Origin of the sequence: Naumannella halotolerans (genome assembly GCF_004364645.1) — a bacterium.
GTDB lineage: Bacteria > Actinomycetota > Actinomycetes > Propionibacteriales > Propionibacteriaceae > Naumannella > Naumannella halotolerans.
This window is the reverse complement of record NZ_SOAW01000001.1, coordinates 254,515-268,349: the sequence shown is the minus strand read 5'-3', so window position 1 is coordinate 268,349 and position 13,835 is coordinate 254,515. Positions and strand designations below refer to the sequence as shown.

Here is a 13,835-nt window from a genome sequence, read left to right as displayed (position 1 = left end):
CAAGGGGCCCGGTTCCCGGACCCCTTGACTCACTGCGGCATTCGCGGCCTCAGCCGACCACGCCCTTCAGCGCAGCCGCCAATTCCTCGGCTTCGGTGGCGTTCATCTCGACGACGAGACGGCCGCCACCCTCCAGCGGAACCCGCATCACGATGCCCCTGCCCTCCTTGGTGACCTCCATCGGGCCATCGCCTGTGCGCGGCTTCATAGCTGCCATCAGTGCAACCTCATCTCGTCTGCTCGTAACTGACCCACGTATTATTCCGCATCCTCGGCCGACACGGGGACGAAGTCCCCCGAAGTCGGCTCCGACACCTTCTGCCGAAGCTCTGCCAGCTCCGCCTCCCGCTGGTCGATCTCGCGGGCCAGACGGGCCAGCAGGTTGTCCACGCTCGGCATGTCGTAGCCCCGCAACTGCACCTGGAACCGCACCTGCTGCAGGTCCTCGCCGGTCATCCGGGTCGCCGGCAGGGTGGGGACGAAGTCATCGGTCTCGGGCTCGGAGCGCATACCGTTGAACGCTCCCCCGGCGACCATGGCCCCTGCCCCGAGGACGGCGATCGCCGCCACCACGATCATCCACACCATCGTCAGCTCTCCCGGTCCTCGGCCTCGGCCAGCAACTGCTCGCCCCGGCTCGGTACGTCGGCGGCGCCGGCCCGCATGGTCGCCACGGCGTGTTCGACATCATCGGTGATCACCAACCGGTCCAGGTCGGCCGGGACGATGTAGCCACCGTCCAGCACCTGACCGGACAACCAGTCGAGCAGCCCCTGCCAGTACTCGGTGCCGAAGAGCACCACCGGGAAGTTCGTCACCTTCGAGGTCTGGGCGAGCGTCAGGGCCTCGAACAGCTCGTCGAACGTACCGAAGCCACCGGGCATGACGACGAAACCCTGGCTGTACTTGACGAACATCGTCTTCCGCGCGAAGAAGTAGCGGAAGTTGATGCCCAGGTTCACCCATTCGTTCAGCGAACTCTCGAACGGCAACTCGATCCCCAGGCCCACCGAGACACCGTCGGCCTCACTGGCGCCCCGGTTCGCGGCCTCCATGATCCCGGGACCGCCACCGGTGATCACCGCGTACCCGGCCTCGACCAGCGCCTTCCCGACCTGCTGGGCGGTGGTGTACATCGGGTGATCGGGGCGCGTTCGGGCCGAGCCGAAGACACTGATCGCGGAGCCGAGTTCGGCCAGCGCGCCGAAGCCCTCGACGAATTCGGCCTGGATCCGCAGCACCCGCCAGGGGTCGGTGTGCACCCAGTCGTTCGGCCCTCGGGAGTCGAGCAACCGCTGGTCGGTGGTGGTCGCCAGCCGGCTCCGGCCACTGCGGGTGATCGGTCCGGCCTGCTGACCGCCTCGGCGACCGGCGGGCTGTTTCGGGTCCTGGGGAGTCACACCCTTCATCCTGCCAGCCAACGCAGCAGTGCCTCACGGCAGGCACGTACCTGCGCCGAAGGAGTGTGTTCGTTGTCGGTGTGGGCGAGCATCGGATCACCGGGTCCGAAATTGACCGCAGGTACGCCGAGCGCGGAGAAGCGGGAGACATCGGTCCAGCCGTACTTGGGTCCCGGGGTACCGCCGACGGCGGCGGTGAACTCGGCCGCGATCGGCTGGTCCAGGCCGGGGCGGGCACCGGCCGCGGAGTCGGTGACGGTAACGTCGAACCCGGCGAAGACCTCCCGCAGGTGGGCCTCGGCGGCGGCCGGATCCCGGTCGGGGGCGAAGCGGTGGTTGATCGTCACCACACACGAATCGGGGATCACATTGCCCGCGATCCCCCCGTCGATGAACACCGCGTTCAAGCCTTCGTGGTACGTCAGCCCGTCCACCACGGGCTGCCGGGGTGTGTAGTCGGCCAGCCGCTGCAAAACCGGTGCCGCGGCATGGATCGCGTTGCTGCCGACCCAGGAGCGCGCCGAATGCGAGGCGGTTCCCGACAACCGGACCTCGATCCGCATCGTGCCCTGGCAGCCGCCTTCGATGCCGGCGTTCGACGGCTCACAGAGGACGGCGAACTCGCCGGCGAGGAGGTCGGGGCTGTTCCTGGCCAATCGCCCCAGACCGTTCTTCTCCGCCTCCACCTCCTCGTTGTCGTAGAAGATCCAGGTGACCGGACGGTGATCGGCCCCGGCCGCCGCCAGCGCGGCGGCCACGGAGAGCTGGACCGCCACTCCGCCCTTCATATCGCAGGACCCGCGGCCGAAGATCATTTCCTCACCGTCGACGATCTGGACACAGCTGGGCAGGTTGTCGGCAACCGGAACGGTGTCGAGGTGTCCGGCGATGACCACCCGACCCGCGTCGGTCCCGGGATGGCTGCGCGCCACCACGCAGTCACCGTCCCGGGAGACCTCCAGGCCCGGCAGCCCGCGCAGGGCCTGCTCCACGGCGTCGGCGATCCGTCGTTCGTCACCACTGACCGATTCGATGTCGATCAGGCGCCGCAGCAGATCGACGACGTCGGCAGTGAGGTCGAGTTCAACAGGTTCAGGCACGCCTGACAGACTACCGAGTGACCACCCGACCGCCCTCCGATCCTCACCGGCGGTGTCCCGAGTGCGACTGCCCGCCGGTGAAGCTGACCCGTTTCACCCACCCGACCCCAACTACTACTACTCGTAGTAATATCGGATTGTCGGACAACCCACGAAGGAGCCCATCCCATGCGCGCAGCCCGCTACTACGACAACTCAGACATCCGGATCGAGGACATCCCCGAACCCACCGCAGGGCCCGGTGAGGTGTTGATCGACGTCGCCTACTGCGGGATCTGCGGCACCGACCTGCATGAGTACCTCGACGGCCCGATCTTCTGCCCCTCGGCGACCGAGCCGACCTCGTGGACCGGCGAGACCGCACCGGTCACCCTCGGACATGAGTTCTCCGGTGTCGTCTCCGGGCTCGGTGAGGGCGTCGACGATCTGGCCGTCGGTGATCACGTCGTGGTCGAGCCCTACATCCTCGCCGAGGGAGTGGACACCGGACCCGATTCGGTCGACTACCACCTGTCCGACGGGATGAACTTCATCGGTCTCGGCGGCGCCGGGGGTGGTCTGGCGGAGAAGATCGCGGTGAAGCGCCGCTGGGTGCACCGGATCTCGCCGGAGGTCCCGCTGGACCAGGCTGCGCTGATCGAACCGCTCACCGTGGCCTACCACGCGGTGAAGCGATCCGGGGCGAAGGCCGGCGATGTGGCGGTGATCGGCGGTGCCGGCCCGATCGGCCTGCTGACCGGTGCGGTGCTGAAGGCGTTCGGCGCCACCGTGATCGTGTCGGAGATCTCCGAGCTCCGCCGGCAGAAGGCGCTGGAGTCCGGCGCGGCCGATCATGCCTTCGATCCGCGGGAGACCGATATCGCGGCGAAGGCCCGCGAGCTGACCGACGGCAAGGGTGCGCAGGTCGCGTTCGAGGCCTCCAGCGTGCAGGTCGTACTGGACACCCTGATGGACGCCCTGCGTCCGACCGGTGTGTTGCTGATCGTCTCGATCTGGGGCCACAAGGCTGACTTCGACATGCACAAACTGGTGATGAAGGAGATCGACATGCGTGGATCGATCGCCTACGTCAACAATCATCCCGAGACCATCGAACTTGTGGAGAGCGGGAAGATCGATCTTGCTCCCTTCATCACCGGCAGGATCGGCCTGGACGATCTGATCGACGAGGGATTCGACACCTTGATCAACCGCAACGAGACCGCGGTGAAGATCTTGGTCTCGCCCAACGACTGAACCTCGGTGGGGCCCGGGTTCTCGCAGCTGTCCGCTCACGTACCTGCTGCAGCGGAGCATTGCCTGACCCGGGCCCGGCTTCCCTACCCCCGGGCCCAGTCCGCGACGAGGCTGTCCTGTTTCCCCGGCAGACTGTCTCCCATGACCGATGCAGCGACCGGAACCACCACCGAGGCACTGGTGGAGCAACTCGACTTCCACTGGCAGGGGCAGTTGCGGCCTCGCCTGGACGGCCTGACCGACGCCGAGTACTTCGACGAACCCGTGGACGGCTGCTGGAGTGTCCGACCTCGGGGCGCGTCGACGGCACCCGTGCAGGGCGGCTCGGGTGGAATGGTCGTCGAATTCGCCTTCCCCGAGCCCGACCCTGCACCGTTCACGACGATCGCCTGGCGGTTGGCCCACCTGATCGTCGGTGTGTTCGCAGTGCGCAATGCCGCCCATTTCGGCGCACCCCCGACCGACTACTTCGCCTTCGACTACGCCACCGGAGCCGATCAGGCGCTGGCACAGCTCGACACCGAGGTGGCGACCTGGCGAGCAGGAGTCACCGCACTCGATGACGCCGCTTTGTGGACACCGGTCGGGGAGGCCGAGCCCGGACCGTACGCCGAACGTCCGATGATCGACCTGGTCCTGCACATCCATCGCGAGGTGATCCATCATGGTGCCGAGATCACCCTGCTGCGTGACCTCTACGCCCACCGCCGGCGTTGAGGGCAACCGGCACCAACCGAGGAGGAGACGAGACGGGGCTGGCGGTCCAGGTGACCTTCGCCCTGACCTCGACCGACCCGTACCCCTCTTCCCGTCCCCTGGCTCGAACTGTTCGGCAGGTAATGCGCTCCTCACCGGCTCAGAAGTGCACTTCCTGCGGAACGGATGAGGTCAGTCGCCGGTGAAGGCACCGATCAGTTCGTTGAAGCCGAGGTAGGCGAAGAGTGCCGCGATCAGCACCAGGCCGACGTTGGCGTACCACCGGTTCTTCCACTGCCCCATCTCCTTGGAGTTCAGCAGGAAGATCAGCGTCAGGCCGAGGAACGGCATGAAGAACGCACCGAGCACCGTGTAGGCGATGATCAAACCCTCCGGGCGGCCGAACGGCAACATGATCATCGGCGGGAAGGTCAGCCAGAGGATGTAGATCTTGTAGTAGACACCGCCGGTACGGGCCTTCGGGCTGTCGATCGACTCCTTGCGTACGCGACGCAGGAAGTCGGCGAACATCAGCGAGACACCGTTCCAGACACCGATCAAAGAGCTGAAGGCGACGGCGAACAGGCCGATCAGGAAGACCTTCGAGGCCCACACCCCGTAGCGGGACTCCAGTACCCCGGCGAGCTCGACCAGGCCCTTGTCCCCGCTCTGCACCGACTGCCCCGCCGAGTACAGCAACTCGGCGCCGACGATCAGGGTGGCGATGACGAAGATGCCGGTGACCACATAGGCCATCGTGTTGTCGATCCGCATCACCTTCATGAACCGCGGTGTCGACCACCCCTTCTCCCGCAGCCAGTAGCCGTAGGCGGCCAGGGTGATCGTGCCGCCCACGCCACCGGCGAGGCTGAGCACGTAGACCGTCGAGCCCTCGGGCAGTCGCGGCACCAGGCCGGAGAAGATCTCGCCCAGGTTCGGCACGGTGAGGATCGCCGCGCCGCAGACGGTGATGAACATGACGCCGACGAAGATCGCGCAGATCCTCTCGAAGGTCGAGTAGCGACCGAACCAGACCAAGGCTGCGCCGACGACACCGCTGAGCATTCCCCAGGCCCAGGTGGGCAGGATCGGGAAGAGCGCGTTCAACCCCAGTCCGCTGCCGCTCATGGCCGCAGCCCCGTACACGAAGCCCCAGATGATGATGTAGGGAACGAAGTAGACGCTGGTCCACTTGCCGAGCTTGGCCCAGCCTTCGTAGATGCTGGTCCCGGTGGCCAGGGTCCAGCGTCCGACCCCTTCGACCAGGACGATCTTCAGCAGACAGCCGAGGACCACCGCCCAGAGCAGCACGTAGCCGAACCGGGCTCCGGCAACCAGGGTGGCGACCAGATCGGCTGCGCCGACACCGGTGGCCGCGACCACCAGCCCCGGCCCGACGAGCTTCCAGGACGGTTTGACGTTCGGCTCGCTTGTTTGGCTGGCCACAGGTTTCTCCTCAACGCTGGGGTGGGACGCAGGCAGTCTAAGGAGACTTGCCCCGCAGGTCATCTCAACCGCCGAATGATCGTCGACTTTTTCGCCCCGTACCGCTCGCTAGAGTGACGACCATGACTCAGAGCAGTACCCATGAACCACGCAACGCCTCCGGTTGGGCCCTCGTCACCACCCATACGGGCGGTCAGGTGCTGGATGCCTGGTTCCCGCAGCCCGCGCTGGGCCGGACCGATTCGGCTGCACCGGCGACCCTGGCCTCGTTGACCGGCACCGACGAGGTACGGCAGACCACCACCTCGATCGAACTGGTGGAAGTCGACCTGGACGCCGCTCCGGCATCGACGGTGGATGCGTACCTGCGGCTGCACCTGCTCTCCTCCCGTCTGGTGGCCCCGAACTCGATCAACCTCGACGGGATCTTCGGGGTGTTGACCAATGTCGTCTGGACCAACCGCGGTCCCTGCGCCGTGGACGGGTTCGAGCTCACCCGCGCCCGGCTGCGCTCCCGCGGGCCGGTGACGGTCTACGGGGTGGACAAGTTCCCGCGGATGGTCGATTACGTGATCCCGTCCGGGGTACGGATCGCCGACGCCGACCGGGTACGGCTCGGCGCGCACCTGGCCGAAGGGACGACGGTGATGCACGAGGGCTTCGTCAACTACAACGCCGGTACCCTCGGCAGTTCGATGATCGAGGGCCGGATCTCCCAGGGTGTGGTGATCGGCGCCGGCTCCGACATCGGCGGCGGCGCCTCCACCATGGGCACCCTGTCCGGTGGCGGCACCGAGCGGGTGAGCGTCGGCGAGCGCAGCCTGGTCGGCGCCGAAGCCGGGATCGGCATCGCCCTGGGTGACGACTGCATCGTCGAGGCAGGTCTGTACGTCACCGCCGGCACCAAGGTGAAGGTCGGTGACGCCGAGGTGAAGGCAGCCGAGCTGTCCGGTCGGAACAACCTGCTGTTCCGCCGGAACTCACTGACCGGCGCCGTGGAGGCCACCGACCGCAGCGGTGGCGGGGTCGAACTCAACGCCGCCCTGCACGCCAACTGAGCCCTCTGCCCTCCCGCTCGTGCGCAGTTGTCGGGACTTGTGGCGACCTGGCGGCAACGCCAAGTCGGCATAACTTCCGACAGTTTGCGTGTGTGGGAGGGTCAGCCGCGGAGGCGGTCGGCGGCCGCGGCGATCCGCTCGTCGGTGGCGGTCAGCGCCACCCGGACGAAACGGGTGGCTCCGCTCTCGGCATCACCGTAGAAGTCGCCGGGCGCGACCAGGATGCCGCGCTCGGCCAGGAAGTCCACACTGTCGCGGGAGTCGGCTCCCTGGGTCGCCCACAGGTAGAGCGACCCCTCGGAGTGCTCGATCCGAAAGCCTGCTGCTTCCAGGGCAGGGGCCAGCAGTTCCCGCCGGGCGAGGTAGCGCCGGCGTTGTTCCTCGACATGTGTCTGATCGGCCAGCGCGCTGACCGCTGCCGCCTGCACCGGCCCGGGGACGATCAACCCGGCATGTTTGCGTACCGCCAGGAGTTCGGCCACCAGCTCGGGGTCGCCGGCGACGAACCCGGCCCGGTATCCGGCCAGATTGGAGCGTTTCGACAGCGAGTGCAGCACCAGCAGGCCCCGATGGTCACCACCGGAGACCTCCGGCGAGAGGATGCTCAGCGGGTCGGAGTCCCAGCCGAACTCGGCGTAGCACTCGTCGGCGACCAGGATCGCCGAATGCTCCCGCGCCCAGCGCACCCAGGCGGTGAGTTCGTCGGCACCGCTGATCCGCCCGGTCGGGTTCGACGGGGAGTTCAGCCAGACGAGTTTGGCGCCGAGAGCCTTCGCCGGATCGTCGGTGGCGAGGTACTCGGTCCCGGCCAGCGCTGCGCCCACGGCATAGGTGGGGTACGCGATGGACGGCCCCACCACGAGGTCACCGGGCCCGAGGTCGAGCAGCGTGGGCAACCAGGCGACGACCTCCTTGGTGCCGATCACCGGCAGGGTGGCGGTGGGTTCCACGGCCACCCCGAAGCGGCGTGCCAGATAGTCGGATTGGGCCCGGCGCAGTTCCGGCGTACCGGCTGTGGTCGGGTAACCGGGCCAGTTCGCCGCCTCGGCCAGAGCCCGTTGCACCGGCTCCGGGGTCGGATCGACCGGCGTACCGATCGACAGGTCGACGATTCCTCCCGGGTGCTCCGCGGCCTTGGCCTTCGCCTCGGCCAGGGAGTCCCAGGGGAAATCCGGAAGGGTACGGGTCACGTTCAGTGGTCGGTGTTCTGCGGCGGCAGCGCGGCGATACCGGGGTGATCCTTGTCGATCGCCCCCATCTTCGCGGCACCACCGGGCATGCCCAGATCGTCGAAGAACTTGACGTTGTAGTCGTAGTACTCCGCCTGTTCCTCCGGTACGTCGTCCTCGTAGTAGATGGCCTCGACCGGGCAGACCGGCTCGCAGGCACCACAGTCGACGCACTCGTCGGGGTGGATGTAGAGCATGCGCTTGCCCTCGTAGATGCAGTCAACCGGACACTCGTCGACGCACGCCCGGTCCTTGATGTCAACACAGGGCTGCCCGATGATGTAGGTCACGACTTCGACTCCTCGATGGTTTGCATTCGTGCCTCGCCGTTGACGAAGCAACCCCACTAGTATCACCGTTTTTCGCTCCAGCCGAAGCGTAGGTTCACCTCTTGACCCACAAGCCACCCGATCGTGATCAAGATCTCAACCCAGCCCCGGGGCTGGGTCGTTGGACTGTGCGACACCGGATCGCCGACGGTTCACTAACCGATGTCGTCGGCCAGCTGCTGCAGATCGACGACCGAGAACTGGTGCTGCGGGACCGGCGCGGACAGCAGCACCGGATCTTGCGCTCGGCCGTGGTCGCCAGCCGGCGGGTGCCGGACCGTCCGCCACCGCGGCGGCGTCCGCGCGAGAGCTGAGCCACCCGCGGCGACCTTCCCTCGGCGGCCACAGACATTCCGGGGACCTGCTCAGTCAGGCAGCGTGCAGCGGGTACGGGCCGACCGACAGCGTCGGAACCGGGTCACTCGCAGGTGACGGCACGGGTGGCGGCGTAGCGCCAGCTGTACTGCTCCCGCGGCCGGACCAACTCCCCGTCCCGGTAGACCTCACGCCAGTAGCTGGCGGTGAAGCCCTCCACCGAGCCCTGCGGCTGGCAGTCCGAGGCACTGCTGGTGGTCGCCGGCTCGGAGTAGAAGTCGGACTTGCTCGGCTCACCGCCCTTCACCTCCGAGACCTTCGTCGACCACATCTTGAAGGTGATCGAACCCCGGTTCCCGGGCGAGGACTCGTCGATGATGCCCTGGATGACGACCCCGTAATCGGTGTCATTCTTGATCTTCAGGTCCTTCGATCCCCAGGCCACGGTGGCCTCCCGGCCCGCCGGGTAGCGGTCGATGTAGAGGGTGTGCGGCCAGTGCTCGACGTCCTCCAGGCCGGAGTAGAAGCCGGCGTTGTAGAGGGTGGTCACGGCCTGGGAGACACCGCCGCCGGTCTCCATCACGAAGCGCCCGTTGGAGATGATGTTGCCGGCCACGAAGCCGTTCTCCTCGGTCCGCTCACCGACGGTGTCGTTGAAGGAGAAGGTCTCACCGGGTTTGATCAGGTGGCCGGTGAGGATCTCGGCGGCGCGGCCGATGTTGGCGTTGCGGTAGTCGGCGTGGGGGAAGCTGGTGGTGAACTCACCGATCACTTCCTTCACCCCGAGCTTCTCGGCCTCCTCCTTGGTGAGCTCGGATTCGGCCTTGTCGATCGCGACCTCGGCCTTGCGCTCGTCACCGGACTTGGTGATCACACCGTTCACCGCCTCCACCAGCTTGTCCGGCAAGATGTCCTCACCGTCCTTGCCCGCTGAGGGGACCGGTTTGCCGCCGGAGAAGGAGAAGGTCGCCTCGGTGGGCTCGATCAGGTCGACGTTCTCGGAGATCTCCGGTTCGGCCTGGTCGCGCAACTCCTCGGCATCGATCGCGCCGACCGGCAGCCCGTCCTTCGCCTCGAACTTCGTGGCCTTGGCGATGGCGCGCTCGGTGACTCGGAAATCACCCTTGTCGGTGCTGATCTCGATCGGGTCCGAGATCGCCGGTTCGGCCCAACTCTGCTGCAGATCGGCGACTTCGGCATCGGAGATGTCGGGGTCGGCCACGGCGGCATCGAGCGGGATCTCGGTGGTCGTCAGGTACGCATTGCGCACCGTCTCGGCAGAGGCCGCCCGGTCCACGGTGACCGATTCCTGCCCCTGCTCGGTGACGATCTCCGGTGCGCCCTCCTCGGGCACCTCGTAGGCGATCGTCGCGTCCTTGGCCTCGGTGTCGAGCTCCTCGGCCGCCACTTCCAGCGCCTCGGTCAGCTTCGGTTCGTCCACTGCGGCCACCAGCTGGTTGTCCCCACCACCGGTGAGGACGCGCCAGATGTGGGCCGGGTTGGCGCTGCGTCCGACCCCGGACTGTTCGACGGTCGCGGCGTAGTCGACGCTCAGGCCCGCCTCGGCCGGGTTCAGGGCAACGGTGTTGTCACCGGCGGAAAGTTCCAGTTCGGCGGTCTCGGTGTCGGCGTAGGCCTCCTCGAGGGTGGCGATCGCCTCCTCGCGCGTCATCCCGCCGATGGCCACACCGCCGACGGTGGCATTGCGGGGAACGGTGTCCCCGGCACTGGCGTAGGCCACGGAGTAGGCGCCGCCGAGCAGCAACAGCAGCACCGCCACTCCCATACCGATGAGCCACCCGCGACGGGGCTTCCGGGACGGCTTGTCGGCGCGCGGCGCTTGATTGATCGTCGTGCTCAACGTGTCTTCCCGGTCCCCTTCAGCCTTGCAGATTCGCCCCGAGTGTACGTCACCGAGGGCCACGGGCCCATGTGTGCTGCCGGAGCGTGACTCAGTCGAGACCCGCGAAGAGGTCGTCGGCAGGCAGCGGCCCGGGCAGCGGCACCCCTGCCGCCAGTCGGTAGTTCTCGTCGGTCCACACCTCGGCACCGGCTGCCGAGGCCTTCTCCAGGGCACCGAAGAACCCGGTGGAGAGGTCGACCTGGGAGGCATGGGCAGCCAGCGCCGCGTACTGCGCGGCGGTGAACTCCGGAGCATGGATCCGGGCGGCGATGTAGGCATCGTCGACACCCATCGGCAAGGTCTCGGCGTCTGGGTCGATATGGGCGAACGCCTCGGTGTCCCCCGCCGCGCGCAGGGCACGGACCATCTGTCGTACCGAGGACTGGGAGAACCCGGACCAGAAGACCCGGGAGATCTGCCAGGGGTCGCCGAGATCGGTCCGGTATCCGGGCACGGCCGCCAGCAGATAGGCGTACATGGCCACCCGATGCGCCTTCACGTGGTCGGGATGTCCGTACCCGCCGAAGTCGTCATAGGTGATCAGCACCTGCGGTCGACGGTCGCGGATCAGCGCCACCAGATGGTTCGCCGCCTCGGCCAGGTCGGCATTCCAGAAGCAGTCGTCGCGCAGCTCGGCCAGTGCGATCACCGACCCGTCCTCGGCGTAGGCCATTCCGGAGTCGTGATAGCGCCCGTCGCCGCCCAGACGGACGAAGTCGGTCACCCCGAGTGCCGCCATGGCCCGGGTCAGCTCCCCCAGCCGGTACGGGCCGAGCTCGTCGGGGGTGAGCTGTTTCAACGGCTCGGAGACGATCTCCCCCAGCTCACCCAGGGTGCAGGTCACCAAGGTGACCCGCGCCCCTTCGGCGGCGTACTTCGCCATCGTCAGCGCGGTCTGGCTGGACTCGTCGTCGGGGTGGGCGTGGACCAACATCAACCGGCGGGAGGGAATCAGATCTGAATCGGACACGGCGCCCACTCTAGGTCGTCGCCCGTCCCGTCGCTGACGGACCGGGCGACGACCGGGACGGGTCAGACCACGTCGGTCTTCGGCTCGGCGAAGTGGCAGGCCGAGGGGTGTTCACCGGCACCGTCGGCATGCTCGATCAGCAACGGCTCCTCGGTCTCGCAGCGCTCCTGCGCCCTCCAGCAGCGGGTGTGGAAGCGGCATCCCGAGGGAGGGTTCGCCGGGCTCGGTACATCACCGGTGAGCACGATCTGCTCACGTTCGAACCGTTTGGTCGGATCCGGCACCGGAACGGCCGACAGCAGGGCCTGCGTGTAGGGATGGGTCGGACGCTCGTAGATCTGCTCCTCGTCCCCGAGCTCGACCATCTTGCCCAGATACATCACGCCGACCCGGTCGGAGATGTGGCGGACCACCGACAGGTCGTGGGCGATGAACACATAGGCCAGCCCCAGCTCGTCCTGCAGCTTCTCCATCAGGTTCACCACCTGGGCCTGCACCGACACGTCGAGTGCCGAGACCGGCTCGTCGCAGACGAGCACCTTCGGGTTCAGGGCGATTCCCCGGGCGATGCCGATCCGCTGCCGCTGGCCACCGGAGAACTGGTGCGGGTAGCGATTGGTCATGTCCGGGCTGAGACCGACGAGCTCCATCAACTCCTTCACCCGGGTACGGATGTTCGTCCCCTTCGGCACCGCATCGGGATGGATCTCGAACGGTTCGGCGACGATGTCGCCCACCGTCTTCCGCGGGTTCAGCGAGGTGTAGGGATCCTGGAAGACCATCTGGATGTCCCGGCGCATGTGCCGCATCCCCGAGTTCGACTGGGCATACATGTCGACGCCGTCGAACAGCAGGCTGCCCGAGGTCGGTTCCTCCAGTCGCATCAGCATCCGGCCCAGGGTCGACTTGCCACAGCCCGACTCACCGACGATGCCGAGGGTCTCACCCTTGTACAGGTTGAACGAGACACCGTCGAGCGCCTTCACCCAGCCCTTGATGCCGCGCAGGACGCCGCCACGGATCGGGTAGTGCTTGACCAGGTCCTTGGCATCGATGATCAGGTCGCTGCTCGGCCGAGCGCGGACTTCCTCAACTGGCGTCGCCATCGGCGAGCACCTCCTCACTGAAATGACACGCACTGACGTGGCCGGTGCCGACGGTCAGCAACGGCGGGGGGGCACCCTCGCGGCAGATGTCGCGGGCGAAGCGGCAGCGGGGGTGGAAGGCGCAACCCGGCGGTACGTTCATCAAGTTGGGTGGCAGACCACCGATCGCGGTCAGTTCCTGACCCTTCTGGTCCAGGCGCGGGATCGACTCCAGCAGGCCCAGGGTGTACGGATGGGCCGGATGGGCGTAGGTGGTGAACACATCGGCCGATTCGACGATCCGCCCGGCGTACATCACCGCGATCCGATCCGCCACATCGGCAACCACGCCGAGGTCGTGGGTGATCAGGATCAGACCCATCTGACGTTCTTCCTGGATCTCCTTCAACAGTGCCATGATCTGCGCCTGCACCGTCACGTCCAGGGCCGTGGTCGGCTCGTCGGCGATCAGCACCGCCGGATTCAGCGCGATCGCCATGGCGATCATGATTCGCTGCCGCATCCCGCCGGAGAACTGGTGCGGGAAGGAGCTCACCCGTTGCCGGGCGCCGGGGATGTTCACCCGCTCCATCAACTTGATCGCACCCTCGCGGGCATCGGTCCGGTTCATTCCCCGGTGAATCCGCAGCATCTCCCCGATCTGCCAGCCGACGGGGAAGACCGGGTTCAGCGAGGACAGCGCATCCTGGAAGATCATCGAGATCTCCGGGCCGCGGATCTTGCGCCGCTGCTTGTCCGGCATCTTCAACAGGTCCTGCCCGCAGTAGCGGATCTCCCCGCCGGTGACGAACCCGGGCGGTGAGTCGAGGATGCCCATGATCGCCTGCGCAGTGACCGATTTGCCTGATCCGGATTCGCCCAGGATGGCCAGGGTCTCCCCGGTCCGCAGGTCGAAGTTCACCCCGTTGATGGCCTTGGCCACACCGTCGCGGGTACGGAACTCCACCTGCAGGTCCTCGACCTCCAACAGGGTCTCGCCGTCGACCGGTACGTAGTCACTGCGCGGACCACCCTCGACCAGTTCATCTGTGAGTTTCGTGCTCATCA

The 13,835-nt window shown here is 67.0% G+C and carries 15 protein-coding genes; 4 read left to right on the top strand and 11 right to left on the bottom strand.

Annotated features, from left to right (window positions below; all coding sequences use genetic code 11):
- Positions 1-49: 49 nt before the first annotated feature.
- The 4 genes from CLV29_RS01290 to dapE are packed head-to-tail and all read right to left on the bottom strand — an operon-like array spanning position 50 to position 2,500.
- Positions 50-217, bottom strand: a complete 168-nt coding sequence (locus CLV29_RS01290; RefSeq protein ID WP_133753284.1) for a DUF3117 domain-containing protein — start codon at positions 215-217, stop codon at positions 50-52.
- Positions 218-258: 41 nt separating this feature from the next.
- Complete coding sequence (locus tag CLV29_RS01285; protein WP_133753283.1) at positions 259-588, bottom strand: DivIVA domain-containing protein; 330 nt, start codon at positions 586-588, stop codon at positions 259-261.
- 2 nt (positions 589-590) lie between these two features.
- Positions 591-1,400 (bottom strand): LOG family protein, encoded by an 810-nt coding sequence (locus tag CLV29_RS01280; protein ID WP_392508270.1) that lies wholly within the window; start codon positions 1,398-1,400, stop codon positions 591-593.
- 5 nt (positions 1,401-1,405) lie between these two features.
- Positions 1,406-2,500: a succinyl-diaminopimelate desuccinylase gene (gene dapE, locus CLV29_RS01275; RefSeq protein WP_133753281.1), complete on the bottom strand. Its 1,095-nt coding sequence runs from the start codon at positions 2,498-2,500 to the stop codon at positions 1,406-1,408.
- Between the two features lie 168 nt (positions 2,501-2,668).
- Here dapE and CLV29_RS01270 point away from each other — a divergent pair, with 168 nt between their 5' ends.
- Together CLV29_RS01270 and CLV29_RS01265 are read left to right on the top strand one after the other, a co-directional pair.
- Complete coding sequence (locus CLV29_RS01270; protein WP_133753280.1) at positions 2,669-3,736, top strand: 2,3-butanediol dehydrogenase; 1,068 nt, start codon at positions 2,669-2,671, stop codon at positions 3,734-3,736.
- A gap of 141 nt (positions 3,737-3,877) precedes the next feature.
- The gene (locus tag CLV29_RS01265) at positions 3,878-4,453 is read left to right on the top strand and encodes a DinB family protein (protein ID WP_133753279.1); all 576 of its coding nucleotides are present in this window, start codon (positions 3,878-3,880) and stop codon (positions 4,451-4,453) included.
- A gap of 171 nt (positions 4,454-4,624) precedes the next feature.
- Here the strand turns inward: CLV29_RS01265 and CLV29_RS01260 are convergent, their stop codons facing one another.
- Positions 4,625-5,878, bottom strand: a complete 1,254-nt coding sequence (locus CLV29_RS01260; RefSeq protein WP_243831658.1) for an Nramp family divalent metal transporter — start codon at positions 5,876-5,878, stop codon at positions 4,625-4,627.
- A gap of 122 nt (positions 5,879-6,000) precedes the next feature.
- Between CLV29_RS01260 and dapD the strand changes: the two genes are divergently transcribed.
- Entirely contained in the window at positions 6,001-6,936 is a 936-nt protein-coding gene (dapD, locus tag CLV29_RS01255) for a 2,3,4,5-tetrahydropyridine-2,6-dicarboxylate N-succinyltransferase (RefSeq protein WP_133753277.1), read from the top strand.
- Between the two features lie 101 nt (positions 6,937-7,037).
- Here dapD and dapC read toward each other — a convergent pair whose 3' ends face one another.
- Both dapC and fdxA read right to left on the bottom strand, forming a co-directional pair.
- Positions 7,038-8,132 (bottom strand): succinyldiaminopimelate transaminase, encoded by a 1,095-nt coding sequence (gene dapC, locus CLV29_RS01250; RefSeq protein WP_133754951.1) that lies wholly within the window; start codon positions 8,130-8,132, stop codon positions 7,038-7,040.
- Complete coding sequence (gene fdxA / locus CLV29_RS16350; protein ID WP_133753276.1) at positions 8,129-8,455, bottom strand: ferredoxin; 327 nt, start codon at positions 8,453-8,455, stop codon at positions 8,129-8,131. The genes dapC and fdxA overlap by 4 nt, the downstream gene beginning before the upstream one ends.
- 167 nt (positions 8,456-8,622) lie before the next feature.
- Between fdxA and CLV29_RS01240 the strand changes: the two genes are divergently transcribed.
- Positions 8,623-8,808, top strand: a complete 186-nt coding sequence (locus CLV29_RS01240; RefSeq protein ID WP_133753275.1) for a putative acetyltransferase — start codon at positions 8,623-8,625, stop codon at positions 8,806-8,808.
- 104 nt (positions 8,809-8,912) lie between these two features.
- Here the strand turns inward: CLV29_RS01240 and CLV29_RS01235 are convergent, their stop codons facing one another.
- From CLV29_RS01235 to CLV29_RS01220, 4 genes are all read right to left on the bottom strand, one after another.
- On the bottom strand, positions 8,913-10,670 hold the full coding sequence (locus CLV29_RS01235; RefSeq protein WP_133753274.1) for a VanW family protein: 1,758 nt from the start codon (positions 10,668-10,670) through the stop codon (positions 8,913-8,915).
- Between the two features lie 91 nt (positions 10,671-10,761).
- The gene (gene mshB / locus CLV29_RS01230) at positions 10,762-11,682 is read right to left on the bottom strand and encodes an N-acetyl-1-D-myo-inositol-2-amino-2-deoxy-alpha-D-glucopyranoside deacetylase (RefSeq protein WP_243831657.1); all 921 of its coding nucleotides are present in this window, start codon (positions 11,680-11,682) and stop codon (positions 10,762-10,764) included.
- A 62-nt stretch (positions 11,683-11,744) separates the two neighbouring features.
- A complete protein-coding gene (locus CLV29_RS01225; RefSeq protein ID WP_133753273.1) occupies positions 11,745-12,788 on the bottom strand; it encodes an ABC transporter ATP-binding protein in 1,044 nt (347 codons plus the stop codon).
- Positions 12,772-13,833, bottom strand: a complete 1,062-nt coding sequence (locus CLV29_RS01220; protein ID WP_133753272.1) for an ABC transporter ATP-binding protein — start codon at positions 13,831-13,833, stop codon at positions 12,772-12,774. The genes CLV29_RS01225 and CLV29_RS01220 overlap by 17 nt, the downstream gene beginning before the upstream one ends.
- Positions 13,834-13,835: the final 2 nt, after the last annotated feature.